Raw genomic sequence first — 26,990 nt, forward strand, 5'->3', positions numbered from 1 at the left:
CGTTCGATTCGCTGCTGAGCGATCAGGGGGTGGGGACGATGTTGGAGGGGTGGTCGAGCCAGACCTGTTGCCGAGTCGGAGTGACGGTGACGCCGTAACGGGTGCGCTCGGGTCGGCCAAGAAGTGCCCACCAGGTGTAGGCGGTCTCGACTTCATCCCACAGGCGTCGGGGGCCGTGCTGGCGGACCGGCCAGCGACCAGCGGCGTCGGCGGTAGGAGTGATGCGCGCGGCGGCGCCGGACTCGGATCGCACGTCGTAGAGCAGCACCTCGACGTGGCCTGGTTCGGCATCGGGAAAGACGCCGCTTTGCACACCCTCGATGGCGACTCCGATGGCGAACGCGGCGTGCCCGGTGGCGACCTCCAGTGGACGGACGGTCGTCGTGCTCTCCTCGGCGGTGGTGCTGGCGTCCAGCAGGTCGCCAAGCCGTGCAGCGTGGCCGAACGGCGCGGCCGCGCGATGCTGACGCAGCCGCATGAACGCGGCGTCGCCAACGATGCGCCCGGTCGCAGCGCCGTCGTCGTGCACGGTGAGCCGAAGCAGCCCGCCGTTGCGGAAGGGCGTGCCCCAGGGGGTGAGGATCAGTCCGCCAGGGCGGGTCTGCTCGACCCAGGGGTAGGGCACGTGACCGGCGACGACCGCTGCGGTGCTGACCACGCGATGGTAGGGCGTGCCCGCCGGCCAACCTACCGCGCCGTCCCCACAGATCACCATCGGCTTGTATCCGGCCGCGGCGAGCCGGGCGCGGGCTAGCTCGGCGAGGGTCGGGTCGACCTCGACGGTGACGACCTGGTCGTCACCGAGGCGGTGTGCGAGCAGCGCGGCGTTGTAGCCAGTGCCGGTACCGACCTCGAGTACCCGGTGCCCGGGGTGCACGTCGAGCGCCGTCAGCATCTCGAGCACCACGCGGGGCTGGGACGCCGAGCTTGTGGCATGGCCCCCGGTAGCCGGCCAGACCGTGGCGCCGTCGTCAAGCTGGGTCACGATCGGCACGTCGGCATAGACCGCGGCTCGCCACCGCGTCGGGTCAGCGTCCCGGTCGATCGGGTGCGGACTGCCGTACTCGTCATCCACCCACGCTCGGGCCGGGACGAAGGCGCCGCGGTCCACGGCTGCGAACGAACCGGCCCAGTCCGCGGGAAGCCAGCCGGCCGCGGCCAGCCGCTCGGCGAGCATCGCAGCGCCGCTCACTTCGTGTGACGCCCGTCGGGCTTGTCCGGATCCGATGGGCCCTGCGGCCCGCTGCCTTGCGGTTTGTGGTCGGCGGTCTGCCGGTCCTGGTTGGCCTTCTCCTCGCGCTTCCCCACCCCGGCCTCCCCTCGAGGGCTGGTCATGCTTCGCCCCATCGTCGGACTCGCCACGAGAACAGGCAAGCACCATCCGGGCGAGCATGGTGCCCATGCAGAGGGTCATCTATCGATAGGCAGTTGGGCACGAAGTGATGGAGCAGCTGCACGACTGGCAGGGCACGCCACTGCGGTGGGAGGGGCTCATGCCGCGTTGGCCGACGGTTGGCTTGTGCACGTCGGCCGGCGACGAGCGGCGGAGAATCCCCTCAGATCATCGACTCCCGTGCACTTCAGCCACTCAGTGGACGACCTCCGCAGGTTGTACGGCGTGGTGACCCCGGCCTTATGCGGCTAAGCTGCTGGTCAGCGGCGTGGCTCCCTCACCGCCGCCGGGCAGTCGGCCGGCCTTCGTCAAGCCATCCGCACTCCATGATCACCCCCCTCGCAGGCGTCAGTGTTTTACTTACGCCTATGGCGGCCCCCCTTCGCGTCACCCGTTTGGAGCAACGGGAAGCGATCTCCCGGATCGTGCTTCGCCGCGCCCGACGTGGCCCTGGGCGTCTGGGTGTTGACCGGCATGGCGGTGCTCGGCCTGGTGCTGGTGCTGCTGCCCGGCCGGTCAGCCCGGCAGGAAGCTGAGCCGGACGCGGCGCACCGGGTTGTCCAGGTTGGTGTCCACCAGGCAGATCGACTGCCAGGTGCCCAGCGCGAGGATGCCCCCGAGTACCGGAACGGACGCGTACGGCGGCAGCAGCGCGGGCAGCACGTGATCCCGGCCGTGACCACGGCTGCCGTGCTGGTGCCGCCACCGGTCGTCCCGGGGCAGCAGCTCGTCCAGCGCCATCAGCAGGTCGTCGTCACTGCCGGCGCCGGTCTCCAGGATGGCCAGCCCGGCCGTCGCGTGCGGCACCCACACGTGCAGCAGGCCGTCCCCGCCGGTGCTCTCGGTGAGGAACGCCTCGGCGTCCTTGGTCAGGTCGTGCACCACCGCGCTCCGGCCGGTACGCACCTCGATCTCGGTGGAGTACATGCGCCTCGCCCTCCCTCGCGCGTTCGGCTACCGCGGCCAGGGTTCCCGCCGGCGTCGCCGGCCAACCCGCTCGGCCCGGCTCAGTCCACCTCGTCGTCGGCGCGGGCCCGCCGGACCGCCTCGCGCATCTCGATCAGGTCGGTGAGCCAGTCACCGGTCTCCCTGGTGATGTCCCGCACCGCGCCGGTGATGATCGTCGCGATGTTGCCGATGTGCGTCGCCGCCGACTCGGTGAGCTCCTGCACAGTGTCCTTGCCGCTCTCGAACCGCCCCACCATCTGCCCCACTCCTACGCGGCCGACCGGGATCCGTCCCCGGTCAGGCTAGTCCGGTCCGCCCTCCGCCGCCCGGTCCAGGGCAGCGCCAGCGAGACGATCTTCTTCGCCACCGACGCGAGCTGCCGGTGCAGCGGCCCGGTGTGGTAGGGCAGGCCGTACCGCTCGCAGGTCTCCCGCACCTCCGCGGCGATCCGCGGGTACCGCCGCGCCGGGAGGTCCGGGAAGAGGTGGTGCTCGATCTGGTGCGAGAGGTTGCCGCTGAGCACGTGGAACAGCGGGCCGCCGGTGATGTTCGCCGAGCCGAGGATCTGCCGCAGGTACCACTGCCCGCGTGTCTCGTTCGCGGTCTCCTCCTCGGTGAAGCTCTCCACGTCGGCTGGGAAGTGCCCGCAGAAGATGATCGCGAACGCCCACAGGTTGCGGGTCAGGTTCGCCGTCGCGTTGCCGAGCAGGGTCAGCGGCGCGAGCGGGCCGGTGAGCAGGGGGAAGAGCACGTACTCCTTGCCGATCTGCCGCGCGGCCTTGCGCCGGATCCGGGCCCGCACCTCGCGCAGCTCCACCCACCGCCGCTCGCCCCTGACCAGCCGCTCCACCTCCAGGTCGTGCAGCATCACGCCCCACTGGAAGAACACCGCGAGCAGCGCCGCGTACACCGGGTTGCCCAGGTAGTAGGGGTGCCACGGCTGGTCCGGGTCCATCCGCAGGACGCCGTAACCGATGTCGCGGTCCTTGGCCAACACGTTCGTGTAGGTGTGGTGGACGTAGTTGTGGGAGTGCCGCCAGTTCTCCGCGGGCGCCAACGTGTCCCACTCGAACCGCCGCGAGCTCAGCTCCGGGATGCGCGTCCAGTCGTACTGGCCGTGCATCACGTTGTGGCCGATCTCCATGTTGTCCAGGATCTTGGACAGCGAGAGCGCGGCGACGCCGGCGACCCAGGCCGGCGGGAAGAACCCGGCGAACAGCAGTCCGCGGCCGAGCACCTCCAGCCCGCGCTGCGTCCTGATCAGCTTCCGGATGTAGTCGACGTCGGCCTGGCCGAGGTCGGCCACGACGCGCTGACGCAGCTCGTCCAGCTCGCGGCCGAACGCCTCCACCTGCTCCGGGGTGAGGCGGTCCTGCAGTCCGGTCATGGGTCGCCTCCTCAGGCGTCGATCTCGACGTCCCCGCCGGGGACCGAGAGGCACAACTGGATCTCGACGTCGTCGTCGACGGACAGCTCGCCGGTGCGGACGTTGCGGACGTGGCCACGGGACTTGACCTTGGTGCAGGAGAGGCAGATCCCCATCCGGCAGCCGTGCTCCGGCCGCAGTCCCGCCTCCTCGGCCTGCTCCAGCAGCGTCCGCCCGGAGTTGGCGAACTCCCGCCCGCTACGGGTGAAGCGGACGGTCCCGGTCGCCGTGCCGTCCGCGGGTACCGGCGGCGGGCTGAACTCCTCGGTGTGCAACTGTTCACTCAACCTCTCGGCGGCGTAGGTGGCCCGCACCGCGTCGAGCAGCGACGGCGGCCCGCACGCGTATGCCCGCGCCCTCCGGTGGAACGGCGCCGCCACCCGCAGGTGCTCGACGCCGAACCGGCCGGGCAGGTCGCCACTCCGCTCGGCGCGCGGGTGACCGAACAGCACGCGCAACCCGCGATGGCGCGCGCGGAGCCCGGCCAACTCGGCGCGGTAGGGCACGTCCTCCGGCGTGTGCGCGTAGTGCACGAACGCGACCTCGCCGGTGTGCCCCTCGTCGACCAGCGTCCGCAGCATCGACAGCACGGGCGTGATCCCGCTGCCACCGCTGATGAGCACCAGCCGCTCCGGCCGTGGCCAGGGGAGGGTGAAGGGGCCCTCGGCCTGGGAGAGGCCGAGCACCATGCCGGGCGCCGCGGTCCGGCGCAGGTGCCGCGACACCAGGCCTTGCGGGTCGACCTTCACGGTCAGCTCGACCGTCCCGGCCCGGTGCTGTGAGCTGGCCGGCGAGTAGCAGCGGACGTGGCGCACCCCATCGATGTCGACCGACACCCGCACGTGCTGGCCGGCGGTGAACCCGCGCCACGCCCGGTTCGGCCGCACGGTGAGCGTGACCGTGTCACGGGTCTGCCGCCGCACACCGGTCACCACGCCGCGGACCTCCCCGCGCACCAGCATCGGGTGCAGCAGCTCCAGGTAGCGGTCCACGCCGTGTGGGGTGAGCAGCGCCTCGGCGAACGCGGCCAGCCGGCCGGCGGCCGCGCGCGGCCGGGTCAGGAGGGCGGTCATCGGGACCTCCACGACTCGGGGAAGTCGGTGAACATATGTACACTGAACCGCGAGCCGGGGCGGATGTCAACCCGGGGAGGGGAGGTGGTGTGACATGGACGATGCCGCGGACGGGCGTAGGTTGTCCGGTATGGCCGTAGCCGGGGAGCCTGCCGCGTCCGCGAGCCGGGTGGAGCGCAAGCAGCGCACCCGGCTGACGTTGCAGCGAGCCGCGTGGGGGCTGCTGGGCGATCGCGGCCTGGTCAGCCTGAGCCTGCGCGAGGTGGCCAAGCGTGCCGGTGTCGTGCCGACCGCGTTCTACCGGCACTTCCAGTCGATCGAGGAGCTGGGCCTCGCCCTCGCCCAGGAGTCGGCGCGCACCCTGCACGCGACGATGCGCGCGGTCCGCCACGCCGCCGGGCGCGGCGACCCGATCCATGCCTCGGTGCGTGTGCTCCGCGAGCACGTCCGGACGCACGAGGACCACTTTCGGTTCCTCGTCAAGGAACGCTACGGCGGCGTCGAGCGGGTGCGCTTCGCGATCGACGTCGAGCTGCGGTTGCTCGCCAGGGAGCTCGCGGTGGACCTGGCACGTTTCCCGGCGCTGCGCGAGCTGGGCACCGAGGACCTGTACCTGGTGGCCGACCTGGTCGTCGCGGCGCTGCAGCCCACCGTCGTCGAGCTGCTCGACACGCGAGGGCCCGACGAGGAGGCCGACGGGCGGATCGTCGACACGGCGCGCGAGCGGCTGCGGCTGATCGCGCTCGGTGCCGCCCACTGGCGTGGTTCGCCCTCGTACCGTGCCGGTGGAGACCAATCCAACCGAAAGTAGGCTTTTCGACCCAATCAGCACGTCGCGGTAGTCGGCTTGGTTCCGGTCCTTGGTATGTTGCTGCCGTTTCGTTGCCCGGTCATGGTAGACCTTGGGGATCGAGACGACAGCGATCCGGAGGTCGCCGTGGGAGATACCGAGCCGCTCACCGTCGGCGTGGTGCGGGAGTCACGGGCCGGTGAGACCAGGGTGGCGCTGGTCCCCAAGCTCGTCGAGCGGCTGACCGGTCGCGGCCTGCGGATCGTCGTCGAGAGTGGCGCCGGCGCCGCCGCGCGCCTGGCCGACGAGGACTTCGAGCGCGCCGGTGCCCGGATCGGCGACGCGTGGGCCACCGACGTCGTGCTCAAGGTCGCGCCGCCCACCGAGGTCGAGATCACCCGGCTCGCCCGCGGCACCGTCCTCATCGGATTCCTCGCCCCACTGTCCGACGTGGATGGTGTGCGGGCGCTGCGGGAGGCCGGGGTGACCGCCTTCGCGATGGAGTCGGTCCCGCGGATCTCCCGGGCGCAGGCGATGGACGCGCTGTCCTCGCAGAGCGGCGTCGCCGGCTACCGGGCCACGCTGCTGGCCGCGCGGCGGTTGCCGCGGTTCTTCCCGATGCTCACCACCGCGGCGGGCACCGTGCCCCCGGCAAAGGTGCTCGTGCTCGGTGCCGGCGTGGCCGGGCTGCAGGCGCTGGCCACCGCCAAGCGGCTGGGTGCCCAGGCCACCGGCTACGACGTGCGCCCCGAGGTGGCCGAGCAGGTGCGCTCGGTCGGCGCGCAGTGGCTGGACCTCGGCATCGAGGCGGTCGGCGAGGGCGGCTACGCCAGGGAGCTCACCGCGGAGGAGCGCGCGGAGCAGCAACGCCGGCTCACCGAGGCGATCACCGGCTTCGACGTCGTGATCACCACCGCGCTGGTGCCGGGGCGGCGGGCGCCGACCCTGGTCACCGAGGAGGCCGTGCGAGGGATGCGGGCCGGCAGCGTTGTCGTCGACCTGGCGGGGGAGAGCGGCGGCAACTGCGCGCTCACCCAGCCCGGGGCGGAGGTGGTCGCGCACGACGTGACGATCTGCGCCCCGCTGAACCTTCCGGCCGAGATGCCGGTGCACGCCAGCGAGCTGTACGCGCGCAACCTCACCGAGCTGCTCGAGCTGCTGGTGGACGCCGAGGGGCGGCTCGCGCTGGACTTCTCGGACGAGATCGTCGCGGGGGCGTGTGTCGCCGGGGCGCCGGAGGCCGAGCGGGCGGAGGTGGACTGATGCTGGTACAGAGCCTGGCAATCCTGGTGCTCGCCGGATTCGTGGGGTTCGCGGTGATCTCCAAGGTCCCGAACACACTGCACACACCGTTGATGTCCGGCACGAACGCCATCCACGGCATCGTGCTGCTCGGCGGGCTGATCGTGCTCGGCCTCGGCACCGAGGGCGTGCTCAACAAGGTGCTGCTGGTGATCGCGATCGCCTTCGGCACCATCAACGTCGTGGGCGGGTTCCTCGTCACCGACCGGATGCTCGGCATGTTCAAGGAGAAGCCGGCCAAGGCGAAGGACGGGACCGACGCATGACGAGCCTCATCGGCGTTCTCTACATCATCGCGTTCTCGCTGTTCATCTACGGCCTGATGGGGCTCACCGGCCCGCGCACCGCCGTGCGCGGCAACTGGATCGCCGCGGTGGGCATGCTGATCGCGGTGGTCGCCACGCTGCTCATCCCGGGCATGGGCAACTGGTGGTTGATCGTGCTCGGGCTGGCGATCGGCACGGCGGTCGGCATCCCCGCGGCGCGCAAGGTGAAGATGACCGCGATGCCGCAGATGGTGGCGCTGTTCAACGGTGTCGGCGGCGGCGCGGTCGCGCTGATCGCGTGGGTGGAGTTCCGGGACACCGCCGGCTACGCGCACGAGCCGCGCTACGTCGCCATCGCCTCGCTGTTCGCCGCGATCATCGGCTCGATCTCGTTCTGGGGCTCGAACATCGCGTTCGGAAAGCTGCAGGAGCTGCTCCCCGGTCGGCCGGTCACCCTGGGCGTGCTGCAGCAGCCGCTGAACGTGCTGCTGCTGGTCGGCGCGGTGGTTTGCGCGGTGGTGATCGCCGCGGGTGGGCACTCGGAGTGGTGGATCGTCGGTGTGCTGGTCGCCGCGGGCGTGCTGGGTGTGATGGTCGTGCTGCCGATCGGCGGCGCGGACATGCCCGTGGTGATCTCGCTGCTCAACGCGCTCACCGGGTTGTCCGCGGCGGCGATGGGGCTCGCGCTGGACAACACCGCGCTGATCGTCGCCGGCATGATCGTCGGCGCGTCCGGCTCGATCCTCACCAACCTGATGGCCAAGGCCATGAACCGCTCCATCCCGGCGATCGTGGCCGGCGGCTTCGGCGGCGGTGACGTGGCCGCCGGCGGCGGTGGCGGCACCGACCGGCCGGTGCGCACCACCAGCGCGGCCGACACGGCGATCCAGCTCGCCTACGCCGACCGGGTCGTGGTGGTGCCCGGGTACGGGATGGCCGTGGCGCAGGCCCAGCATGCCGTGCGGGAGATGGCCGACCTGCTGGAGGCCAAGGGCATCACCGTGTCCTACGCCATCCACCCGGTGGCCGGCCGGATGCCGGGCCACATGAACGTGCTGCTCGCCGAGGCGGACGTGCCCTACGACCAGCTCAAGGAGATGGACCAGGCCAACTCGGAGTTCCCGCAGACCGACGTCGCGCTGGTGATCGGCGCCAACGACGTGACGAACCCGGCCGCGCAGAGCGACCCGAGCTCGCCGATCTACGGCATGCCGATCCTCAAGGTGAACACCAGCCGCTCGGTGATCGTGATCAAGCGCTCGATGAGCTCGGGTTTCGCGGGTATCGACAACGAGCTCTTCTACGACCCGAGGACGAGCATGCTGTTCGGTGACGCGAAGTCGTCGGTCAGCGAGATCGTCGAGGAGCTCAAGGGGCTGTAGCGGGCATCGGCGCGGGCGGCGGCTCGGCGGCGGAGAACAGCACCGGCGGTGGCTTGCGTGGCGCCTTCCGCCGCCCTGCCGTGCCACCACCGGCGTGTTTGCCGTTCGCGCTGCCGTGTTTGCCGTTCGCGTCGGCGTGTTTGCCGTTCGCGGCGCGGGGTTTGCCCTTGACGGCGGTGCTGGTCCCGCCGGCGGCGGACTTGCCGGTCGCGGCCTCGCGGGTCGTGGTCTTGCGGGTCGTGGTCTTGCGGGTCGTGGCCTTCGCGACGGTTGTCGGTCCGGCTTTCGCCGTGGCGCCGGTGCCCGTCCGGCTCGCCGCGCCGGCGTTTCCGGCCAACCGGACGATGCGCCGCCGGCCGCCGGTGCGCCGGCCGTGGTCGATGTAGCGCTGGAAGATCTCCCGTAGGGCGGAGGCGTTGCCGGCGGCGAGGTCGATGTCGTACCGGACGCCGTCCACGGCGAACCGGACCGTCTCCACGGCGGGCTCGCCGGTGAGATCGTCCAGCACGCGCACCTGCCTGCTCCTGGCCACCTGGTCCTCCCCACTCGTTGCGCTCGCCGGGCGAGAATACCTGTCGGGTAGCGGCGATCCCTGGCGGGCGAGGGCGACGACACCCAACAGTCGCCCTGTTATTGTCCGATGTGGACCGTAAGTCTCGGTGGGGGTGACCGGGGTCACGCCGGCCCAGGGCGGGCGATGCCCGGGACGGGCTCAGGGGAGTGGCACGGCGAGTCCGGCGTCGGCCGCGCGGGCCAGGTCCGGGTCGTTCGGCCGGGACGGGCCGTCGAGCCAGCACGCCTGGACGAGGCGGATGCTCGTCCCGCCGGGCTTGCTGGTGTAGGCGGCGCCGGCGAAGGTCGGCGCCGGCGGTGGCCACTGGTCGGTCTGCGTCGCGAGGTCCACCACCGCGCCGCCACCAGGGGTGTCGGCGATCCGCCGGACCTCCTCGGCGCGCCGCTCGTCGGGGAAGCTGAGCACGGCGACCGAGATCGCCGCCCTTCGGCCCTGCACGACGGCCTCGAAGCTGGCGCGGCGCAGGGCCGTGCACTCGCCGCCCTGCAGCGTGGCCTGGAGGTCGCCCGTGGTGTGTGCCGAGCACCGTGGCGCGGTGCCGGACGCCCGGGGGGTCAGCTCGACGCCGTGCACCGCGGGCGCGGGGGTCTCCGTCGCGGTGGGCGGTGGCGGCGGTGGGGGCTCGTTCCCACCGCTGGTGGCCAGCACGATGGCCAGCACCACCAGGCCGAGCAGCAGGGCGATGGCGGCCAGCGGCAGCCAGCGGGTCGCCGCGGAGAGTCGCTGTGGTTTCCCGGTCTGGTGAGGCGGCGCCGGCGCGGCGAGCGGGCCGGGTGGCGCGGCCGGGCGTGTGGCGGACGGGGTGGTCGGTTCGCCACCCGGCGCCGTCGCCGGGCGAGCCGCGGTGGCGGCCGTCGCGACCGCCGGGGCGGGTGGTCCCGGGTGCTCGACCGGCGTGGTGGTCTCCGTGACCGGATGCTCGCCGGGGACCGAGGGTTCCGGTGCCTGGTTTCCCGGGTGCGGCTCCGCGCCCTTCGGCGAGGTGGCCGCCGTGTGGACGTCCCGGGCCGGACGCTCGGTTCGGACGTCGGACTGCCCGGAGGCGGGCGGGTCCTTCGGCGGGGTCGACGTGCGTGCCGCCGGAGACTCGGGGCGGGACAGGTGCCGCGCCGAGGGCGCACCGGGCGTGGTGGCTCGGTGGCCCGGCGTGCTGGACTGGACGGTGGCGGCTCGGTCGGGTGCGGGCTCGGTGCTCGCCGTTCCAGGGTGCTCGGCCGGAGGGCGCGGTTCCCGGGTCGCCGGTGGGACGGGCTCCGCGTCGTCCCCGGCCGGCATGGTCGTCCCCTGCACGTCGCTCGGCGCCGCGGCTGCGGGCCGGGGACCTGGCGGGATGGCCGGTGGCTCGGTCCGGAAGTGCTCGGTGGTGGTTGCGTGCTCGGGGTGGTGGGGCTCGGGTTGGTAGGGATTGGACCGCGACGACTGGTCCGCGTGGTCAGCGCGGTCCGCGGGGTCGGCCTCCCCGTCGTCCCCGGCGGCCGGCTCGGGCCGAGGGCCCTGGCTCGCCGGACGGTCCGGCCCGACGGTGGTCGGGAGCGCGCTCGCCGACCACGCCGGGCCCGGTTCGCCCGCCGGCATCGCCGGGTCCCCGACGAAGCCCTCCGCGGCCAGTGTCTCCTCGTTCGGCTCTGGCACGCTCGGCGCCAGCGCCCGCACGAGGCGGCGGGCCTGGCCGACGGTGAGCGACCGGTCGGCCAGCGCCAGCGACACCGTGGCCGCCAGCATGGTGGTCGGCGTGGGGTACAGCACCCGCACTGGCCCGGCCAACTCGGCCGCGGGCTGCTCCACCGTGTCCACGTACGGACCGACCGCGATCACCGTGCCGACGGCGGTGTCGATGTCCGGCAGCGCGCGCACCCGCGTGGCGACGCGATCGGCCAGCGCGAGCGCCTCGGTCGCCGGGTTCACGCTGTCGCCGTCGCCGACCAGCGGCCACCCGTCCGACCGCCACTGCCCGTGCAGCGGCGCGGTCAGCCGCATCGCCGGGTCCGGCAGGTCCACGCCGACCACCACGAGCACGCCGCGGGGAAGGACCACCACCGCGTCGACGACCTCGTCGCCGTCCGGCGCGCGCACCCCCACCAGCGCCACCCCGCCGACCACCATCTCTCCGCGGCCGAGCGACGCCAGCGCGGCCCGGATGTCCGCCGACACGACCGACGGTTGCCGGGCCAGCCGGATCGTTCGCACGCCGCACCTCCCGCAGTCCGGCCTTCTCGCCGATCCCCACGCTAGCGCGGGGCACCGGCCACACCACTCGGCGGCCCGCTCATCCGCGTCCCCCGCCCCGGGGCCGGCCGGCCGCGGCCCCTGGTCCCACCCCGGCGACACGCAGCGCAGTCGGTTCACCCGACAGGGGTAGCCCCAGAAGGGGGATCTGTACCGATCCGATCACCGGAACACCATATTGACAGTGATTGGTGTCACCAGCTTGAGTGCTACTGGCCAGTAATCAGGGGGCCTCGAAGTGGGAGAGTGAATGCGTCCACGCACCTTGCGCCGCGGCCGATCGGGCCCGATCGTCGTGGCTGTCCTCGCACTGGCGGTGGCCGGCGCCACCCCAGCCGTGGCCACCGGCGGTGACCCACCGGCACCGGTGTCGCGGTCGCTCGACGCCGTGCTGGCGTCGGCGACGGCGACCACCCCGCTCACCGTGCTGGTGCACGGCACCGACGCCGCCGCGGCGGCCGACGCCGTGCGCGCCGCGGGCCTGACCGAGGTCACCACATTCCGCAGGATCGGTGTCGTCGCCGCCAGGGGCACCGCGGCGCAGGTGCGGGCCGCCCGCGGGGCGCCCGGGGTGACCTACCTCGAGCACAACGACCCCATTCGGGTGTACGCCAGCACGGGCACCACGGCCACCCGCAGCGCCGAGGCCCGCGCCACCCTGCGCGGCGCGGACGGGGCCCCGCTCGACGGCACCGGGGTGAGCGTGGCGGTGATCGACACCGGCATCGACCCGACGCATCCCGCGTTCCGTGGCCCCGACGGGCGCACCCGCGTGGTGCGCAACCTCAAGAGCGTCTGCCTGAGCGGCACCGAGACGGGTTGCGTGCTCACCGTGCCCAACTCCGTGGACACCGACACCCTCTCCCTCGGTGGGCACGGCACCCACGTCGCCGGCATCGCCGCGGGCCGGGACCTGACGCTCACCGACGGCGGCGAGGCCGGCGGCTCGGCCCCGGGCGCGAAGATCGTCAGCATCTCCACCGGCGCCGCGCTGGTGGTGCTCGGTAGCGACGCCGCGCTGAACTGGGTGCTGGAGAACCACCGCGCCCCCTGTGGCGCAGGCGTTCCCGACAGCACCTGCCCGCCGATCAAGGTGATCAACAACTCGTACGGTCCCAGCGGTGGCGGGGAGTTCGACTCGAACTCGGCGACCGTGAAGCTGCAGCGCGCGCTGGCCGCCGAGGGCGTGGTCACCGTGTGGGCGAACGGCAACGACGGCGGGGACGGCTCGGCCAACCACAGCAACCCGCCGGGCCAGGACCCGACACCCGGAGTGATCTCCGTCGGGTCCTATTTCGACCAGGGCACCGGGACGAGGGACGGCACCGTGTCCGACTTCTCCTCCCGCGGCCTGCGCACCGACTCGCGCAGCTGGCCGGACGTCTCCGCGCCGGGTGAAAAGATCCTCTCCGCGTGCCGACCGTACCTCGTGGTCTGCTCCACCGGCCTGCAGTCGAGGAACGGACCGGGGCTGCTCGACGTGGCGACCTACAACGTGATCAGCGGGACGTCGATGGCGGCCCCGCAGATCACCGGCATCGTCGCGCAGCTGTTCCAGGCGGTCCCCGGCGCCACGCCCGGCGACATCGAGCACGCGCTGAAGGCCACCGCCTACAAGTACACCGATGGTGCGCCCTACGAACGGGTGGATGAATACACGTCGAGCTACGACAAGGGCACCGGCCTGGTGGACGCGGTCGCCGCGGCACGGCTGCTCGGCGGGTTCTGACCCGCCGTCGACCTGGGACAACGCCCCCGCACGAGTGATCGCCGAGCGTGCGGGGGCGGTTCCCGGTACGGTGGGGCGACGTCACCGGCGCTGCGACGGATGAGAGTTGTGGTGTTCCTGTGGCCAAAGTGATGATCGCCGTGCACAATGTGCGCTAGGACTCGCCACGAGTCCCGCTCGAGGCATCCGATGCTCGCGAGGTCGTAGGGGAAGACGCCCCTCGTCGAGTAGCGGAGGTCAGCAGTGAGCACCCGTGGCAGCACCCATGGTGTGGTGTACGTCCACTCGTCGCCGTCTGCGGTTTGCCCGCACGTCGAGTGGGCCATTTCGGGCACCCTGGGTGGCCGAGTGGATCTACAGTGGACGGCGCAGCCCGCCGCCCCCGGCCAGTTGCGCGCCGAGTGCGACTGGCGCGGGCCGGCCGGCACCGGCGCCAAGTTGGCCGCCGCGCTCAAGGCGTGGCCGATGGTGCGCTTCGAGGTGGCCGAGGAGCCGAGTCCCGGGGTGGATGGTGAGCGCTTTTGCTACGTCCCCGGCCTGGGCCTGTGGCACGGCCGCACCAGCGCCAACGGCGACATCGTCGTCGGCGAGGACCAGTTGCGTACCCTCGTCGCGCAGTGCCGGGCCGGCGAGCAGCTCGCGCACAAGCTCGACGAGTTGCTCGGCGCGAACTGGGACGAGGCGCTGGAGCCCTTCCGACACGCCGGGGACGGGGCTCCGGTCACCTGGCTGCACCAGGTCGGCTGAGTCCCGGTAACCCCGACCCACGAGGGGGAACGACTCCGGTCCACTGCCGATAGGCTCGTCGGCGTGCCCGCCGACAGAACCCGTGTGACGCTGCCGTGGTTGGTGCCCGCGCTCGTCGTGGTCGTGTCGCTCGCGGTTGGCGGCGGCCTGCTGGCTCGCGAGCTGTACCGACCGCCGGAGCAGCCGGTCGACGCGGTGATCGCCACCCCGACGAGCACGCCGCTGCCGCCGGACCAGCAGCCGGGCTCCCCGATGGTGCGGCTGGCACGAGGTGCCGCGACCCATCCGGAGGGCGAGCCGGTGCGCCGGCTGCTGCAGGCGTACTTCGACGCCATCAACGGGCGCAACTACGAGCGCTGGAAGACCACGGTCACCGTCGAGCGGGTCGCGGTCAAGCCGAAGCGGGAGTGGCTGACCGAGTACCGCAGCACCCGGGACGGCAACATCCTGGTGTACCGAATCGAGACCGCGCCGCAGGGGCGGCTGCAGGTGCTGGTGGCGTTCACCAGCACCCAGGACGTCGCCGACGCGCCGCCGGGGCTGCCGGCCACCTGCGTCCACTGGCGCCTCGCGCTACCGGTGCTCCGGGAGGGCGGCCAGTGGAAGCTGGACACGGTCCCGGCGGGGACCACCCCCGAGCGGGAGCCCTGCCCGCAGAGCTGATCAGTTGCCAGGAGTGCTCTGAGACTTTCGGCTTCCGGGTGCGGTGTCCCGTCCCCTTCTGGCCGGCAGTGTGTTACGGGGTGGGGCTCGCCTCAAGGGCGCCTTCGGCGTCGCTGCGCGATTCGCTTCGCTCACCCTTGACCCGAGCCCCACCCCGCACAAGCCGGCAAGGACGAAGGGGACGGGGAGAACCACGGGACCACCGCCTCGGGCTTGCCGATGGTCGGGCCAGCTGCCATCACGCACCGATCTCCGGTGCCCTGCCCGCTGACTCCGCGTCAGGACGTGCTCGCCCAGGACCGCTTCTCGCCGCGCGACGGAAACGATGCGGCGCGTACCGGGCAGGCCGGTGGGGGCGGCTTGGACCGAGCCACCCCCACCGGCGCCGGCTCAGGACGTGGTGAACAGCAGGGCGGTGTTGTGGCCGCCGAAGCCGAACGAGTTGCTGATCGCCGCGGTGAGCTCCATCTTGCGCGGCTCGCCGGCCACGACGTCGAGCTCCACCTTCGGGTCGAGGTTCTCGAGGTTCAGCGTCGCCGGGACGATCCCGTGGTAGAGCGACAAGATCGTGACGATGCCCTCGACCGCGCCGGCACCGCCGACCAGGTGGCCGAGCGCGCTCTTCGGCGCGGTGACCACCGGGTGCTGGCCGACGGAGTTGCGGATCGCCGCGGCCTCCCCGATGTCGCCGACCACCGTCGACGTGGCGTGCGCGTTGACGTGCCCCACATCGGCCGGGGTGAGCCCGGCCATCCGGATCGCGTTGTTCATCGCCGAGATCTGGCCGATGCCCTCCGGGTGGTTGCCGGTGATGTGGTGGGCGTCGGAGGTGAGGCCGAACCCGGCCAACCGGGCGTAGACCCGAGCGCCGCGGGCCGCCGCGTGGTCGGCCCGCTCCAGCACCACCACACCGGAACCCTCGCCGAGCACGAACCCGTCCCGCTCCGTGTCGAACGGGCGGGACGCGCGCGCCGGGTCGTCGTTGCGGGTGGACACCGTGCGGGACTGCGCGAACCCGGCGATGGTGATGGGCGCGATGCAGGCCTCGGTGCCGCCCGCGATCACCACGTCCGCCCGGCCCGACTGGATCAGCTGGTACCCCGTGGCGATGCCCTCGGCGCCGGAGGCGCACGCCGACGCCGGCGAGTGCACCCCGGCCCGCGCCCTGAGCTCGATCCCGACGTGCGCGGCGGGCCCGTTGGGCATGAGCATCGGCACGGTCAGCGGGGAGACCTTGCGGATGCCCTGCTGCTCCAGGATGTCGTCCTGGGCCAGCAGGGTCAGCGGACCGCCGATGCCGGTGCCGATGGACACCCCGAGCCGGTCGGGGTCGACATCGGTGTGCTCGTCCGTCGGCTCGGCGAAGCCGGCGTCCGCCCACGCCTGCCGGGCGGCGATGAGCGCGATCTGCTCGCACCGGTCCAGCCGGCGCGCCTGCACCCGCGGGAGCTTCTCCGTCGGCTCCTCGGCGAGCGTGGCCCCGATCCGCACCGGCAGGTCGAACCGGTCGACCCAGTCGGCCTCGATGCTGCGCACCCCGCTCCGGCCCGCGCGCAGGCCGTCCCAGGTGGCCGCGACGTCCCCGCCGAGCGGCGTGGTCGCGCCGAGCCCGGTGATCACGACGTCGGTGTTGCTCATTGGAGTCTCCCGAGGTTACGGGCTCGTGGCCCGGGCTACTTGGAGTTGGCGGCGACGTAGTCCACGGCGTCGCCGACGGTCTTGAGGTTGGCGAGCTCGTCGTCCGGGATCTTCACGCCGAACTTGTCCTCGGCCTGCACGGCGATCTCCACCATCGACAGCGAGTCGATGTCCAGGTCGTCGACGAACGACTTCTCGGTGGTCACGTCGTCCTGCGCGACGCCGGCCACCTCCTCGACGATCTCGGCCAGGCCGTTCAGGATCGCTTCCTTGTCTGCCACTGTGGACTTCCTTCCTCAATGTGTGCTGCGATGGGTCGGGCCGGCGGGCACCGCGCCCACCGGCGTTGTTGATATCACGGACAGATGACGACCTGACCGGCGTACGAGAGCCCGGCGCCGAAGCCGACCATCAGCACGACGTCGCCGGAGCGGACCCTGCCATCGGCGCGCATGTGGTCCAGCGCCATCGGGATCGATGCGGACGAGGTGTTGCCGGAGTACTTGATGTCGTCGGCCACGACCATGTCCTCCCGCGCGCCCTTGGCCCGCAGCCGCTTCGCGATCGCCTCGACGATCCGCAGGTTCGCCTGGTGCGGCACCAGAACGTCCACATCGGACAACCGGAGGCCGGCGACCTCGACCGCGCGCATCGCGATCGGGGCGATCTGCGTGGTGGCCCACCGGAAGACCGACTGGCCCTCCTGGTAGATGTACTTCTGCTCGCGCATGTAGATCGTGTCGACGAGCTCGCCGGCGCTGCCCCAGGCCACCGGTCCGATGCCCGGCTCGTCGGAAGGACCGACCACGGCCGCGCCGGCCCCGTCGGCGAAGATGATCGCGTTCGCCCGGTCCACCGGGTCCACCACGTCGGTGAGCTTCTCTGCGCCGATCACCAGGACCTTGCCGGACGAGCCGGCGCGGATCAGGTCGGAGGCGACCCCGAGGCCGTAGCAGAAGCCGGCGCAGGCGGCGTTGAGGTCGAACGCGCCGGCGGCCCGCACCCCGATCCGGTCGGCGACCTGGGCGGCGGCGTTCGGGATCGGCGCCGGCATCGTGCAGTTCGGCACGATCACCGTGTCTACTTCGGACGCTTCGACGCCGGCGTCGGCCAGTGCCCTGGTGCCCGCCGTCACGGCCATGTCCACCAGCAGCTCGTCCTTGTCGGCGAACCGCCGCTCGATGATCCCCACCCGGTCGCGGATCCACTGGTCCGTGGTGTCCATGGTCTTGGCGAGGTCGTCGTTGGTGACCACCCGCTCCGGCTGGGTGCTGCCGATGCCGAGGATGCGGGTGGCCGCCGGCCCCCGGGAGAGCCGCAACGCCGGGCGCGGCGTCGATGGTGTCGTCACTGGGTGTCCTCCCCCGGTGCGACCAGGTCCCGCACCGAGTCCAGCGCGGCCGGGGTCTTCAGCGCGACCGCGCTGGTGACGGTGCCCTTCAGCTCCCGCTTGACCAGGCCGGTGAGCGTGCCGGCGGGCGGCAGCTCGACGGTCGCGGTGGCCCCCAGCGTGGCCAGCCCCCGCATGGTCAGGTCCCAGCGCACCGAGCGGGTGACCTGCCGCACCAGCCGGTCGAGGTACTCGGCGCCACTGGTGACCACCGCGCCGTCCGCGTTGGACAGCAGCGGGCGGGTGGGGTCGGCGGGCGTGATGCCGGCGACGTGCTCGCGCAGCGCGGCCTCGGCCGAGGCCATGTACTCGGTGTGGAACGCGCCGGCCACCTTGAGCGCCCGCACCTTGGTGCCCTCCAGTGGCTCGGCGACGATCCGCTCGATGGCGCCGGCGGCGCCGGAGGCGACGATCTGGCCGGCGCCGTTGCGGTTGGCCGCGGTCAGGCCGTGCTCGGCCAGCCAGTCGACCACTCGCTCGGGCTCGCCGAGCATGACCGCGGCCATGCCGGTGGGCTCCGCCTCGCACGCCTTGGCCATCTCGGCCCCGCGCACGGCGGCCAACGCGACGGCGTCGGCGGGGGAGAGCACCCCGGCGACGGCGGCCGCGGCGAGCTCGCCGACCGAGTGCCCCGCCACCGGGGCGCCGGCCGGCACCTCGACCTCGCGGTCGAGCCGCTCGAAGGCGAGCAGGGCGAGCGCGACGATCAGCGGCTGCGCGATGGCGGTGTCCTGGATCTCCTCCGCGGAGGCCTCGCTGCCGAGCCGGACCAGGTCGAGACCGGTGAGCCGCGACCACTCGTCGACGCGGTCCCGCGCACCCTCGGCCTCGAGCCAGGGCGCGAGCATGCCGGGAGCCTGGGAACCCTGTCCGGGCGCAAGGAGGGCAATCACCCTTCTAGGGAACACAATCGGGCGGGTTCCGCGGGATGCCGGGGGTCACCAAGTCCGTTCCATGGAGTTGTGGGCGGGCTACAAAGGTGACGGGCGGATGAACTCCGGGGTCGAGACATCGTTGTCGGGTTCGGGTAGTTTTTCGTGATCGCCGTCACCGCCGAACGGGGGAGAACGACCTCACCACAGGCCGCGGGCCCTGGCCAGCCGGCCCACGATGAGCGCGATGCGCAGCACCAGCGCGTCGCGGGGGTCGGCCGCCTGCCGGCCGGTGAGCTCGGCGGCCTTGCGCAGCCGGTAGCGCACGGTGTTGGGGTGCACGAACAGGGTGCGCGCGCAGGTCTCCAGCACGCCGCCGGTGTCGAGGTAGGTCTGCACGGTCTCCAGCAGCGCCGGCCCTGCCTCCTCCAGCGGCCGCGCGACCTCCTCGACGAGCAGCCGCTCGGCCTCGGCGTCGCCGGCCAGCGCCCGCTCGGGCAGCAGGTCGGTGGCCCGCACCGGGCGGGGTGCGGCGGGCCAGCCGACCACCGCGCGCAGCCCGGACAGCGCCTCGGCCGCGCTCAGGTGGGCCTCGGCGAGGCTGGGCACGGTCGGTCCGGCCACCACCGCGCCCTCGCCGAAGGCCACCGCCATCCCGTTGAGGACCTTCTGGTGGCCGCCCTCGGCGTCGGTCGGGCCGGCGACCACGACCACCAGCCGGGAGCCCTGCACGCTGAGCAGCACCGGTCGGCCGACCCTGGCCGCCCGGCTGCGCACCTCGAACACCACCTTCGGCGGGTCGTCGGACGGCGGGTTGCCGACCAGGACGGTCGCGGCGGCCGCGGGGTCCCAGCCCAACGCCGTGGCGCGGGAGAGCACGGCCTCCTCGGCGTCGCCACGCACGATGCCGTCCACCACCAGCGCCTCCAGCCGCGCGTCCCACGCGCCCCTGGTCTCGGCGGCGGCGGCATAGGAGTTGGCGGCGGCGAAGGCGACCTCCCGGCCGTAGCGCAGGATGCCCTCGACGAGCGCGGCCCGCTCGGCCTCGTCGGCGGCGAACTCGGGCAGGTGCTCCTCGAAGACCTCGATGGCCAGCCGGACCAGGCTGACGGTCTGTCGTAGGCTGATCCACCTCGACAGCTCCTGGGGTGCGCCGCGGAAGGCCTCGGTGGTGAGTGTGAGGGCCTCCTTCGAGTCGCGCAGCCAGTCGACGAAGCCCGCCGCGCCGGCCTGGGTGATGAGCAGCACGCTGGCCCGCTGGTCCGCCGGCATCCGGCCGAACCACGGCAGCCGCTCCTCCATGGCCGCGACGCTCGCCGAGGCGAGCCGGCCGGTGGCGCGTTCGAGCTCGCGCAACGTCCTGGCGGAGAGGCCGTGCCGCGTCGGACCGCGCCGGCGGGAGTTGGTCTGGGTCATCGCACCGCCGATCGTACGTCGCGGTGGCGCCGGCGGCCGCGGGCGAGCGGGGAGGCGCGGCCGGTCCCAGCGGTCGAGGGTGTCGAACCGGGCGAACCGGAGAGCAGAAAACCGGGATCGTGGAGCGATCCGTGCCCGGCTCCAGTGGTCGGACGAGTCGCCCTCGACGAGTTTCGCCGGTCCCCCGCAAATCCCGAGGCCGCCCGGCGCGTGCGGTTGTCGCTGCGCCGGACGGCCTCGTCTCCCCGGTCCCCACCGGTAATTCCACTATGGACCCTGGCGATCAAGGAACGCCAGCCAGCTCACCCGTTCGTGGAGCACCCCGGCGGGACGGGGACCTGATCAGGCGACCCCTGAGTCGGAGGTCTGCGGGCCGGCGGCGGTGACGTCGTCGATCCGGTACCGCCGGGTCGCCTCGACCACCTTCTCCCCGGAGACCTCGCCGCGCCGGGCGAGCGCGGTGAGCACGCCGACGATGATCGACTCGGCGTCCACCAGGAAGTACCGGCGCGCGGCCGGCCGGGTGTCGGAGAAGCCGAACCCGTCGGTGCCGAGGGTGAGCATGTCGGTGGGCACCCACGGCCGGATCAGGTCCGGCACGGCGCGCATCCAGTCCGACACCGCCACCACCGGGCCCGCGACGTCCTGCAAGGCCTTCGTCACGTGCGGCACCCGCGGGCTGTCCGCCGGGTAGAGCAGGTTGTCCCGGTCGACCTCGACGGCCTCCCTGCGCAGCTCGGTCCACGACGTGGCCGACCACACCGCGGCCCGCACGCCCCACTCCTCGGCGAGCATCCGCTGGGCCCGCAGCGCATCCGGCATCAGCACGCCGGACACCAGGATCTGCGCCTCCGGCCCCTCGCCCTCCGGGGCGCCGGCGTACCGGTACAGCCCGCGCAGCAGGCCGTCCACGTCGAGGTTCTCCGGCTCCGGCGGCTGCTGGTAGGGCTCGTTGTAGACGGTGATGTAGTAGAAGACGTTCTCACCGAGCTCGCTCGGCCCGCCCTCGCCGTACATCCGGCGCAGCCCGTCCCGCACGATGTGCGCGATCTCGAACGACCACGCCGGGTCGTAGCTGACCACCGCCGGGTTGGTCGCGGCCAGCAGCAGTGAGTGACCGTCGGCGTGCTGGAGGCCCTCACCCGTCAGGGTGGTCCGCCCGGCGGTGGCGCCGAGCAGGAACCCGCGGGCCATCTGGTCCGCGGCCGCGTACAGCGCGTCGCCGGTGCGCTGGAACCCGAACATCGAGTAGAAGATGTAGATCGGGATCATCGGCTCGCCGTGCGTGGCGTAGGAGGTGCCCGCCGCGGTGAACGACGCCGTGGAGCCGGCCTCGTTGATGCCCTCGTGCAGCAGCTGCCCCTGCTCGGACTCCTTGTACGCCAGCATCAGGTTCGCGTCCACCGAGGTGTAGCTCTGCCCGTGCGGGTTGTAGATCTTGGCCGTCGGGAACATCGAGTCGAGGCCGAAGGTGCGGGCCTCGTCCGGGATGATCGGCACCAGCCGGTGGCCGATCTCCTTGTCCTTGGCCAGCTCGCGGATCAGCCGGACGATCGCCATCGTGGTGGCGACCTCCTGCTTGCCGGAGCCCTTCCGTACCGCCTCGTACACGTGGTCGCCGGGCAGCACCAGCGGCTTGGCCCGCACCCGTCGCTCCGGCAGGAACCCGCCCAGCGCGCGCCGCCGGCTGAGCATGTACTCGATCTCCGGCGAGTCCTCGCCGGGGTGGTAGTACGGCGGCAGCTTCGTGTCACGCTCCAGCTCCTCGTCGCTGATCGGGATGCGCTGGGCGTCCCGGAACAACTTGAGGTCGTCGATGGTGAGCTTCTTCATCTGGTGGGTGGCGTTGCGACCCTCGAACGCGGGGCCGAGGCCGTAGCCCTTGATGGTGTGCGCCAGGATCACCGTGGGCTGCCCGTGGTGCTCCAGCGCCGCCTTGTACGCCGCGTACACCTTGCGGTAGTCGTGCCCCCCGCGCTTGAGGTTCCAGATGTCGGCGTCGGACAGGTCCTTGACGAGGTCCTTCGTGCGCGGGTCGCGCCCGAAGAAGTGCTCGCGGACGTAGGCGCCGTCGTTGGCCTTGTAGGTCTGGAAGTCGCCGTCCGGCGTGGTGTTCATCAGGTTGACCAGCGCGCCGTCGCGGTCGGCGTGCAGCAGCGCGTCCCACTCTCGGCCCCAGATGACCTTGATCACGTTCCAGCCGGCGCCGCGGAAGAACGTCTCCAGCTCCTGGATGATCTTGCCGTTGCCGCGGACGGGGCCGTCCAGCCGCTGCAGGTTGCAGTTGATCACGAAGGTGAGGTTGTCCAGCCCCTCACCCGCGGCGACGTGGATCAGTCCACGCGACTCCGGCTCGTCCATCTCGCCGTCGCCGAGGAACGCCCACACGTGCTGGTCGCTGGTGTCCTTGACGCCGCGCGACTGCAGGTAGCGGTTGAACCGGGCCTGGTAGACGGCGTTCATCGGGCCGATGCCCATGGACACCGTGGGGTACTCCCAGAAGTCCGGCATCAGCCGCGGGTGCGGATAGGAGGGCAGGCCGCCGCCCTCACCGGCGTGGGAGAACTCCTGGCGGAACCCGTCGAGCTGCTCGGCGGTGAGCCGGCCCTCGAGGTAGGCGCGGGCGTAGACGCCCGGCGAGGCGTGGCCCTGGATGAAGATGTGGTCACCGCCGCCGGAGTGGTCCTTGCCACGGAAGAAGTGGTTGAAGCCCACCTCGTAGAGCGCGGCGGAGGAGGCGTAGGTCGAGATGTGCCCGCCGACGCCGACCCCCGGCCGCTGCGCGCGGTGCACCATGATCGCGGCGTTCCACCGGATGTAGGCGCGGTAGCGACGCTCGATCTCCTCGTCACCGGGGAACCACGGTTCGTTCTCCGTGGGGATGGTGTTCACGTAGTCGGTGGCGGTGAGGGGTGGCACACCGACGTTGCGCTCGCGGGCGCGCTCGAGCATGCGCAGCATCAGGTAGCGGGCCCGCTGCTGGCCGCCCCTGGCCAGTGCCGCGTCGAAGGAGTCGAGCCACTCGGACGTCTCCTCCGGGTCGATGTCGGGCAGGTGTGCCGCGAGACCGTCGCGGATGACCCGGACGCGGGCCGGGGCCGCCTGGCCGGTGGCGCCGTCGCGACCGACCTTGTCGTTCTGGGGGGCCAAGGGATCTCCTCGCCGTCTGCGTTTGTCGTGACCGTCTTGCTTCGGTTCGCCGTCCCGGTGGTGGCGGCGATTGCGCTCACCCGCCATCGTCGTCGCCGAACGCCGCCCGTGTCATCGCTACCCGCCGGTAACGTCGGCGGCTCGCGTCACGGGCGCGTTTCGGCTGGTGGGGCGTACCTTCCCCAGCCTAGGCGAGACCGGGGCCGGGAGGGGTGGGGAGCGGGGTTCGCGACGTCCGCCGGTCGGCTCGCCGGTGCCGCACGCTCGGCGTATCCTGCGACACGACTTGCCGTCGATCCGGTGTGGCCGGTTGCGCCGTGCGCCGCGCCGGTGTTCGCTTACCCCATCTCTGTACGAATGTGCGGTCGTCAGCGCCCCTGGTGTGACCTGCCGCACCCGGCTGTTAGTTGGAGGAGTGAAGTCGTGGTCGCCGCGGGAGACGCTGACTACAACGGCGTCGCCGACAGGCTTGGGGTCAAGCCGGACATGGTGGTCCAGGAGATCGGCTGGGACGAGGACGTCGACGAGGCGGTTCGCGCGGCGATCGAGGAACGTATCGGCGACGAGCTCCTCGACGAGGAGGCCGACGAGGTCGTCGACATCGTGCTGATGTGGTGGCGGTCCGACGACGGTGATCTCGGGGACGCGCTGGTCGACGCCAGGGCGACGCTCGACGAGAACGGTGTGATCTGGGTGCTGACCCCGAAGACCGGCCAGCCTGGGCACGTGGAGCCGAGCGACATCGCCGAGGCGGTGCCCACGGTCGGGTTGTCGCAGACGTCCAATCTCAGTGTGGGGCCGGAGTGGATGGCCACCCGGCTGGTGCCGAGGGCGAAATCACGTCGGTAGCCCGTTCGGCCCCGCGGTTCCCGGCATGCCGCGCGATAGGGTTTGGTCGCGACATCGAGGCAAGCGAGAACACGGACGCGGGAGGAAGCACTGATGGCGGTGGAGGTCGGTTCCAAGGCCCCCGATTTCACGCTCAACGACTACAACAAGCAGCCGGTGACCCTGTCCTCCTTCCAGGGGGACAAGCCGGTGCTGCTGGTGTTCTACCCGTTCGCGTTCAGCGGCATCTGTCAGGGTGAGCTGTGCCAGCTGCGGGACGAGTTCTCCGACTACGCGGACAAGGGCGTGCAGGTGCTCGGGGTCTCGGTGGACACCCCGTTCTCCCTGAAGGCGTGGGCCGAGCAGCAGAAGTACCAGTTCCCGCTGCTGTCGGACTTCTGGCCGCACGGCGAGGTGGCCAAGGCCTACGGCGTGTTCAACGAGCAGGCGGGGCTGGCCAACCGGGGCACGTTCCTCATCGACACCGAGGGCGTGGTCCGGTTCGCCGAGGTGAACCAGCCCGGCGAGGCCCGCGACCAGCAGGCGTGGAAGAAGGCCGTCGCCGAGCTGGCCTGAGACGCGGTACGGGCCGGCCCGACCGGCGTGGTCGGGCCGGCCCGGCACGGGCGGTACCGTGACCAGGTGCCGCACCGGGGCGCATAGCTCAGCGGAAGAGCACCTCCCTTACAAGGAGGGGGTCGCAGGTTCGAACCCTGCTGCGCCCACCATCCGGACGCGATCTCCGCGCCGAGTGGGAACGGTGTGCCCTATCCCGAACGGGGCGCCGAGACGGGCGCCCGGTCCGCGTGGTCGGTCACGGCTTCACCTGGATGCGTTCGGCTCCCGGGCCGGACAGGGCGGCGAGGCCCGCGGCGCGGCCGGTCGCCACGAGGAGGAGGTCGGCCACCGGACCGCGGACCTCGTCGGGGCTGGCACCGGCCGACCAGTCCGTGTCCGTGGCGACCAGCCGCAGGCCGCGGAACTGGCGACGGGCGCCATAGAACCGGCTGCTCAGAACGTGGTCGAGCGCGGCGGCGGCCCGCCGTGGGTCCATCGCCCAGGTCCGGCCGAGCGGTCGGGCCATGTCCTGTCCGTGCACGAGCAGGTCGACGAGCGGGTCCAGCGGTCCGGCGCCGGGAGACCGCCGGGCTGAGCCCGCGATCTCCCGCAACTGCGCGACGAGCTCCGCCGGCGAGCAGCGCCGCGCCCAGTCCCGCGCGGCGGTGGCGTTCATCCGGTTCCAGTCGCCGCGGGCCCTGATCATCCCGGTGATCGTGCCGAGGAGGGTGTCGCTGGTGGACAGTGCCAGGTGCGCGGCCACGTCGCGCACCGTCCAGCCGGCACACAGCGACGGCACATCCCACTCAGCGGTGCCGAGGTCGTCGAGGAAGTCGGCGAGGTCGAGCCGTTCGGCCTTCGTCCACGCAAGGAACATGTCCATATCGGTCTCCTAATCGGGTCACTGGGAGTGGGGTTGCTCGACGGCGTCCAGTCCGCGCCGCAGGTGGGCGCGTTCCGGCTCGGTGCCGGCCAGGTCGAGCGCGGTGCGGTAGGCGGCCGCCGCCGCGTCGAACCGGCCGAGCCGGCGCAGCAGGTCCGCCCGCGCCCTGTGGTAGGGCAGGTAGGTCCGCAGCCTCGGCTCGTCGGCGAGCGCGTCGAGCAGCGCGAGGCCCGCCGGCGGGCCGTCCCGCATCGCGACCGCCGCGGCACGGTTCACCGCCACGACCGGTGACGGGGTGAGCGTGAGCAGCACGTCGTAGAGCGCCACGATCTGTGGCCAGTCGGTGCTCGCCAGATCCGCCGCCTCGTCGTGCAGGGCGGCGATGGCCGCCTGCACCCCGTACGGGCCGGGTGGGCCGCCGGCCAGCGCGACCGGCACCAACCGGCGACCCTCCTCGATCATCTCGTGGTCCCAGCGGCCGCGGTCCTGGTCCTCGAGCAACACCAGCTCCCCGCCGGGACCGGTCCGCGCGGCCCGCCGGGCATGGACCAGCAGCATCAGCGCGAGCAGTCCGGCGACCTCCCGCTCGGCGGGCAGCAGCCGGCGCAGGATGCGCGCCAACCGGACGGCCTCCTCGGCGAGCTCGAGGCGTTGCAGGTCCGCGCCCGAGCTGGCCGCGTAGCCCTCGGTGAAGATCGAGTAGACGACCTGGAGCACCCCGGGCAGGCGGTGCGGCCACTCGTCGGCCCCGGGCACGCGGAACGGGATGCGCGCCTGCCGGACCTTCCGCTTCGCCCGCACGATCCGCTTGGCCATGGTCGCCGTCGGCACGAGAAAGGCCCTCGCCACCTCGGGCGTGGTCAGCCCGGCGAGGCACCGCAGGGTCAGCGCCGTGCGGTCCTCGGCGGGCAGTGCGGGGTGGGCGCAGGTGAAGAAGAGCCGCAGCCGCTCGTCGGGCAGGTCACCGTCCACGTCCGGCGGTGGGACGGGCCCGGTCCGGTCGGTCTCGACCTGCAGGATCGCCAGCCTGGCCGCGTACGTCCGGTCCCGGCGCAGGCGGTCCACCGCCTTGCGCCGGGCCGTGGTCAGCAGCCACGCTCCCGGCTTCGGCGGGATGCCGTCGACCGGCCAGCGCACCAGCGCCGCCTCGATCGCCTCGGACGCGACGTCCTCGGCCAGGTCGAGGTCACCGAACTGGCGGACCAGCGACGCCAGTAGCCGGCCGCGTTCCTCGCGGAACATCGTCTCCACCGACACGGCCACCGGTGATTCCGAACGCGGCGTGCCGGGCGCCTGGCTCTCCTCCACGATGCCCTCGATGCCCTCGATGCCCTCGATGCCCTCGATGCCCGCGATGCCCGCGATGCCTCAGCCCTCGAAGTCGGCGACCGGCCGCACCACGACCGACCCGCCGTCCCGCGCGCCCGGGCAGCGGGCGGCCCACTCCAGCGCGGTGTCGAGGTCGGGCACGTCGATGACGTAGTAGCCGCCGAGGACCTCGCGGGTCTCGGCGAACGGCCCGTCGGTGGTGATGCTCCGCTCACCGTCGGGCCCGACCCGAACCGTGGTCGCCGTGGTCAGGTCGGCCAGCGCGTGCGAGTCGACGACGACGCCCGCGTCCTGGATGGCCTTGTCGTAGCCCTGCCAGTCCTCGAACGCGCACTGGTCGGCGGCGTCGGTCCCGTCCGTGGGGGCGCTGTTGATCAGCAGCAGGTACTTCATGTCTGGCTCCTTGG

At 72.4% G+C, this 26,990-nt stretch carries 26 protein-coding genes and 1 tRNA gene; 10 read left to right on the plus strand and 17 right to left on the minus strand.

Annotated elements, in window-relative coordinates:
* Positions 1-22 precede the first annotated feature (22 nt).
* From BM051_RS01020 to BM051_RS01040, 6 genes are all read right to left on the minus strand, one after another.
* Positions 23-1,177 (minus strand): methyltransferase domain-containing protein, encoded by a 1,155-nt coding sequence (locus BM051_RS01020; protein ID WP_092526509.1) that lies wholly within the window; start codon positions 1,175-1,177, stop codon positions 23-25.
* Positions 1,178-1,188: 11 nt separating this feature from the next.
* Complete coding sequence (locus BM051_RS28875; RefSeq protein ID WP_166677605.1) at positions 1,189-1,335, minus strand: hypothetical protein; 147 nt, start codon at positions 1,333-1,335, stop codon at positions 1,189-1,191.
* Between the two features lie 574 nt (positions 1,336-1,909).
* Positions 1,910-2,320, minus strand: coding sequence for a secondary thiamine-phosphate synthase enzyme YjbQ (locus BM051_RS01025; RefSeq protein WP_092526512.1), 411 nt, complete (start codon positions 2,318-2,320; stop codon positions 1,910-1,912).
* Positions 2,321-2,400: 80 nt separating this feature from the next.
* Positions 2,401-2,598 carry a hypothetical protein gene (locus BM051_RS01030; RefSeq protein ID WP_092528333.1) on the minus strand — a complete coding sequence of 66 codons (198 nt, stop codon included), beginning with the start codon at positions 2,596-2,598 and terminating at the stop codon, positions 2,401-2,403.
* Positions 2,599-2,609: 11 nt separating this feature from the next.
* Positions 2,610-3,728, minus strand: coding sequence for a fatty acid desaturase family protein (locus BM051_RS01035; RefSeq protein ID WP_092526515.1), 1,119 nt, complete (start codon positions 3,726-3,728; stop codon positions 2,610-2,612).
* 11 nt (positions 3,729-3,739) lie between these two features.
* Positions 3,740-4,840 carry a ferredoxin reductase gene (locus BM051_RS01040; protein ID WP_092526518.1) on the minus strand — a complete coding sequence of 367 codons (1,101 nt, stop codon included), beginning with the start codon at positions 4,838-4,840 and terminating at the stop codon, positions 3,740-3,742.
* A 130-nt stretch (positions 4,841-4,970) separates the two neighbouring features.
* Between BM051_RS01040 and BM051_RS01045 the strand changes: the two genes are divergently transcribed.
* The 4 genes from BM051_RS01045 (at position 4,971) to BM051_RS01060 (ending at position 8,580) form a co-directional block, all read left to right on the plus strand.
* Positions 4,971-5,651, plus strand: a complete 681-nt coding sequence (locus BM051_RS01045) for a TetR family transcriptional regulator (protein ID WP_243859282.1) — start codon at positions 4,971-4,973, stop codon at positions 5,649-5,651.
* A 126-nt stretch (positions 5,652-5,777) separates the two neighbouring features.
* Positions 5,778-6,893 carry a Re/Si-specific NAD(P)(+) transhydrogenase subunit alpha gene (locus tag BM051_RS01050; RefSeq protein WP_243859283.1) on the plus strand — a complete coding sequence of 372 codons (1,116 nt, stop codon included), beginning with the start codon at positions 5,778-5,780 and terminating at the stop codon, positions 6,891-6,893.
* Positions 6,893-7,198: an NAD(P) transhydrogenase subunit alpha part 2 gene (locus BM051_RS01055; RefSeq protein WP_092526528.1), complete on the plus strand. Its 306-nt coding sequence runs from the start codon at positions 6,893-6,895 to the stop codon at positions 7,196-7,198. The genes BM051_RS01050 and BM051_RS01055 overlap by 1 nt, the downstream gene beginning before the upstream one ends.
* Positions 7,195-8,580, plus strand: coding sequence for an NAD(P)(+) transhydrogenase (Re/Si-specific) subunit beta (locus BM051_RS01060; protein ID WP_092526532.1), 1,386 nt, complete (start codon positions 7,195-7,197; stop codon positions 8,578-8,580). Before BM051_RS01055 ends, BM051_RS01060 begins: the two co-directional genes overlap by 4 nt.
* On the opposite strand, the gene BM051_RS01065 is transcribed toward BM051_RS01060, so the two are convergent.
* On the minus strand, positions 8,567-9,112 hold the full coding sequence (locus BM051_RS01065) for an Lsr2 dimerization domain-containing protein (RefSeq protein ID WP_092526535.1): 546 nt from the start codon (positions 9,110-9,112) through the stop codon (positions 8,567-8,569). The two genes, BM051_RS01060 and BM051_RS01065, sit on opposite strands and share 14 nt — an antisense overlap.
* 180 nt (positions 9,113-9,292) lie before the next feature.
* Positions 9,293-11,341, minus strand: coding sequence for a hypothetical protein (locus BM051_RS01070; protein ID WP_092526538.1), 2,049 nt, complete (start codon positions 11,339-11,341; stop codon positions 9,293-9,295).
* A 289-nt stretch (positions 11,342-11,630) separates the two neighbouring features.
* Between BM051_RS01070 and BM051_RS01075 the strand changes: the two genes are divergently transcribed.
* The 3 genes from BM051_RS01075 to BM051_RS01085 all read left to right on the plus strand — a co-directional run bounded on the left by BM051_RS01075 (position 11,631) and on the right by BM051_RS01085 (position 14,519).
* Entirely contained in the window at positions 11,631-13,109 is a 1,479-nt protein-coding gene (locus BM051_RS01075; protein ID WP_092526541.1) for a S8 family serine peptidase, read from the plus strand.
* A 243-nt stretch (positions 13,110-13,352) separates the two neighbouring features.
* Positions 13,353-13,856 carry a DUF3145 domain-containing protein gene (locus tag BM051_RS01080; protein WP_092526544.1) on the plus strand — a complete coding sequence of 168 codons (504 nt, stop codon included), beginning with the start codon at positions 13,353-13,355 and terminating at the stop codon, positions 13,854-13,856.
* 63 nt (positions 13,857-13,919) lie between these two features.
* On the plus strand, positions 13,920-14,519 hold the full coding sequence (locus BM051_RS01085; protein ID WP_243859284.1) for a hypothetical protein: 600 nt from the start codon (positions 13,920-13,922) through the stop codon (positions 14,517-14,519).
* Positions 14,520-14,909: 390 nt separating this feature from the next.
* On the opposite strand, the gene BM051_RS01090 is transcribed toward BM051_RS01085, so the two are convergent.
* The 6 genes from BM051_RS01090 to aceE all read right to left on the minus strand — a co-directional run bounded on the left by BM051_RS01090 (position 14,910) and on the right by aceE (position 22,985).
* Entirely contained in the window at positions 14,910-16,157 is a 1,248-nt protein-coding gene (locus tag BM051_RS01090) for a beta-ketoacyl-[acyl-carrier-protein] synthase family protein (RefSeq protein ID WP_092526546.1), read from the minus strand.
* Between the two features lie 35 nt (positions 16,158-16,192).
* Complete coding sequence (locus BM051_RS01095; RefSeq protein WP_092526549.1) at positions 16,193-16,438, minus strand: acyl carrier protein; 246 nt, start codon at positions 16,436-16,438, stop codon at positions 16,193-16,195.
* A gap of 74 nt (positions 16,439-16,512) precedes the next feature.
* Positions 16,513-17,508 carry a beta-ketoacyl-ACP synthase III gene (locus tag BM051_RS01100; protein WP_092526552.1) on the minus strand — a complete coding sequence of 332 codons (996 nt, stop codon included), beginning with the start codon at positions 17,506-17,508 and terminating at the stop codon, positions 16,513-16,515.
* A complete protein-coding gene (locus BM051_RS01105) occupies positions 17,505-18,455 on the minus strand; it encodes an ACP S-malonyltransferase (protein ID WP_092526555.1) in 951 nt (316 codons plus the stop codon). The genes BM051_RS01100 and BM051_RS01105 overlap by 4 nt, the downstream gene beginning before the upstream one ends.
* 165 nt (positions 18,456-18,620) lie before the next feature.
* A complete protein-coding gene (locus BM051_RS01110; protein ID WP_092526558.1) occupies positions 18,621-19,835 on the minus strand; it encodes a PucR family transcriptional regulator in 1,215 nt (404 codons plus the stop codon).
* A 342-nt stretch (positions 19,836-20,177) separates the two neighbouring features.
* Positions 20,178-22,985 (minus strand): pyruvate dehydrogenase (acetyl-transferring), homodimeric type, encoded by a 2,808-nt coding sequence (gene aceE, locus BM051_RS01115; protein ID WP_092526561.1) that lies wholly within the window; start codon positions 22,983-22,985, stop codon positions 20,178-20,180.
* Between the two features lie 423 nt (positions 22,986-23,408).
* Between aceE and BM051_RS01120 the strand changes: the two genes are divergently transcribed.
* The 3 genes from BM051_RS01120 to BM051_RS01130 all read left to right on the plus strand — a co-directional run bounded on the left by BM051_RS01120 (position 23,409) and on the right by BM051_RS01130 (position 24,541).
* Positions 23,409-23,834 carry a DUF3052 domain-containing protein gene (locus BM051_RS01120; RefSeq protein WP_092526564.1) on the plus strand — a complete coding sequence of 142 codons (426 nt, stop codon included), beginning with the start codon at positions 23,409-23,411 and terminating at the stop codon, positions 23,832-23,834.
* A 93-nt stretch (positions 23,835-23,927) separates the two neighbouring features.
* The gene (locus tag BM051_RS01125; protein WP_092526567.1) at positions 23,928-24,389 is read left to right on the plus strand and encodes a peroxiredoxin; all 462 of its coding nucleotides are present in this window, start codon (positions 23,928-23,930) and stop codon (positions 24,387-24,389) included.
* Positions 24,390-24,466: 77 nt separating this feature from the next.
* Positions 24,467-24,541 (plus strand) — tRNA-Val (locus tag BM051_RS01130).
* 86 nt (positions 24,542-24,627) lie between these two features.
* Here BM051_RS01130 and BM051_RS01135 read toward each other — a convergent pair.
* From BM051_RS01135 to BM051_RS01145, 3 genes are all read right to left on the minus strand, one after another.
* Complete coding sequence (locus BM051_RS01135; protein WP_092526570.1) at positions 24,628-25,254, minus strand: maleylpyruvate isomerase family mycothiol-dependent enzyme; 627 nt, start codon at positions 25,252-25,254, stop codon at positions 24,628-24,630.
* A gap of 18 nt (positions 25,255-25,272) precedes the next feature.
* On the minus strand, positions 25,273-26,496 hold the full coding sequence (locus BM051_RS01140; RefSeq protein ID WP_092528337.1) for an RNA polymerase sigma factor: 1,224 nt from the start codon (positions 26,494-26,496) through the stop codon (positions 25,273-25,275).
* A 126-nt stretch (positions 26,497-26,622) separates the two neighbouring features.
* On the minus strand, positions 26,623-26,976 hold the full coding sequence (locus BM051_RS01145) for a YciI family protein (RefSeq protein ID WP_092526573.1): 354 nt from the start codon (positions 26,974-26,976) through the stop codon (positions 26,623-26,625).
* Positions 26,977-26,990 lie beyond the last annotated feature (14 nt).

Origin of the sequence: Amycolatopsis arida, from assembly GCF_900115565.1 — a bacterium.
Taxonomy (GTDB): domain Bacteria; phylum Actinomycetota; class Actinomycetes; order Mycobacteriales; family Pseudonocardiaceae; genus Yuhushiella; species Yuhushiella arida.

Bases quoted from the DNA above. Each gene is read 5' to 3' on its own strand.
- BM051_RS01145 (WP_092526573.1), bottom strand. From the start codon at position 26,976: ATGAAGTACCTGCTGCTGATCAACAGCGCCCCCACGGACGGGACCGAC.
- BM051_RS01090 (WP_092526546.1), bottom strand. From the start codon at position 16,157: ATGAGCAACACCGACGTCGTGATCACCGGGCTCGGCGCGACCACGCCG.
- BM051_RS01025 (WP_092526512.1), bottom strand. From the start codon at position 2,320: ATGTACTCCACCGAGATCGAGGTGCGTACCGGCCGGAGCGCGGTGGTG.
- BM051_RS01045 (WP_243859282.1), top strand. From the start codon at position 4,971: ATGGCCGTAGCCGGGGAGCCTGCCGCGTCCGCGAGCCGGGTGGAGCGC.
- BM051_RS01125 (WP_092526567.1), top strand. From the start codon at position 23,928: ATGGCGGTGGAGGTCGGTTCCAAGGCCCCCGATTTCACGCTCAACGAC.
- BM051_RS01030 (WP_092528333.1), bottom strand. From the start codon at position 2,598: ATGGTGGGGCGGTTCGAGAGCGGCAAGGACACTGTGCAGGAGCTCACC.
- BM051_RS01135 (WP_092526570.1), bottom strand. From the start codon at position 25,254: ATGGACATGTTCCTTGCGTGGACGAAGGCCGAACGGCTCGACCTCGCC.
- BM051_RS01075 (WP_092526541.1), top strand. From the start codon at position 11,631: ATGCGTCCACGCACCTTGCGCCGCGGCCGATCGGGCCCGATCGTCGTG.
- BM051_RS01110 (WP_092526558.1), bottom strand. From the start codon at position 19,835: ATGACCCAGACCAACTCCCGCCGGCGCGGTCCGACGCGGCACGGCCTC.
- BM051_RS01140 (WP_092528337.1), bottom strand. From the start codon at position 26,496: ATGTTCCGCGAGGAACGCGGCCGGCTACTGGCGTCGCTGGTCCGCCAG.
- BM051_RS01020 (WP_092526509.1), bottom strand. From the start codon at position 1,177: ATGCTCGCCGAGCGGCTGGCCGCGGCCGGCTGGCTTCCCGCGGACTGG.
- BM051_RS01040 (WP_092526518.1), bottom strand. From the start codon at position 4,840: ATGACCGCCCTCCTGACCCGGCCGCGCGCGGCCGCCGGCCGGCTGGCC.
- BM051_RS01060 (WP_092526532.1), top strand. From the start codon at position 7,195: ATGACGAGCCTCATCGGCGTTCTCTACATCATCGCGTTCTCGCTGTTC.
- BM051_RS28875 (WP_166677605.1), bottom strand. From the start codon at position 1,335: ATGACCAGCCCTCGAGGGGAGGCCGGGGTGGGGAAGCGCGAGGAGAAG.
- BM051_RS01055 (WP_092526528.1), top strand. From the start codon at position 6,893: ATGCTGGTACAGAGCCTGGCAATCCTGGTGCTCGCCGGATTCGTGGGG.
- BM051_RS01035 (WP_092526515.1), bottom strand. From the start codon at position 3,728: ATGACCGGACTGCAGGACCGCCTCACCCCGGAGCAGGTGGAGGCGTTC.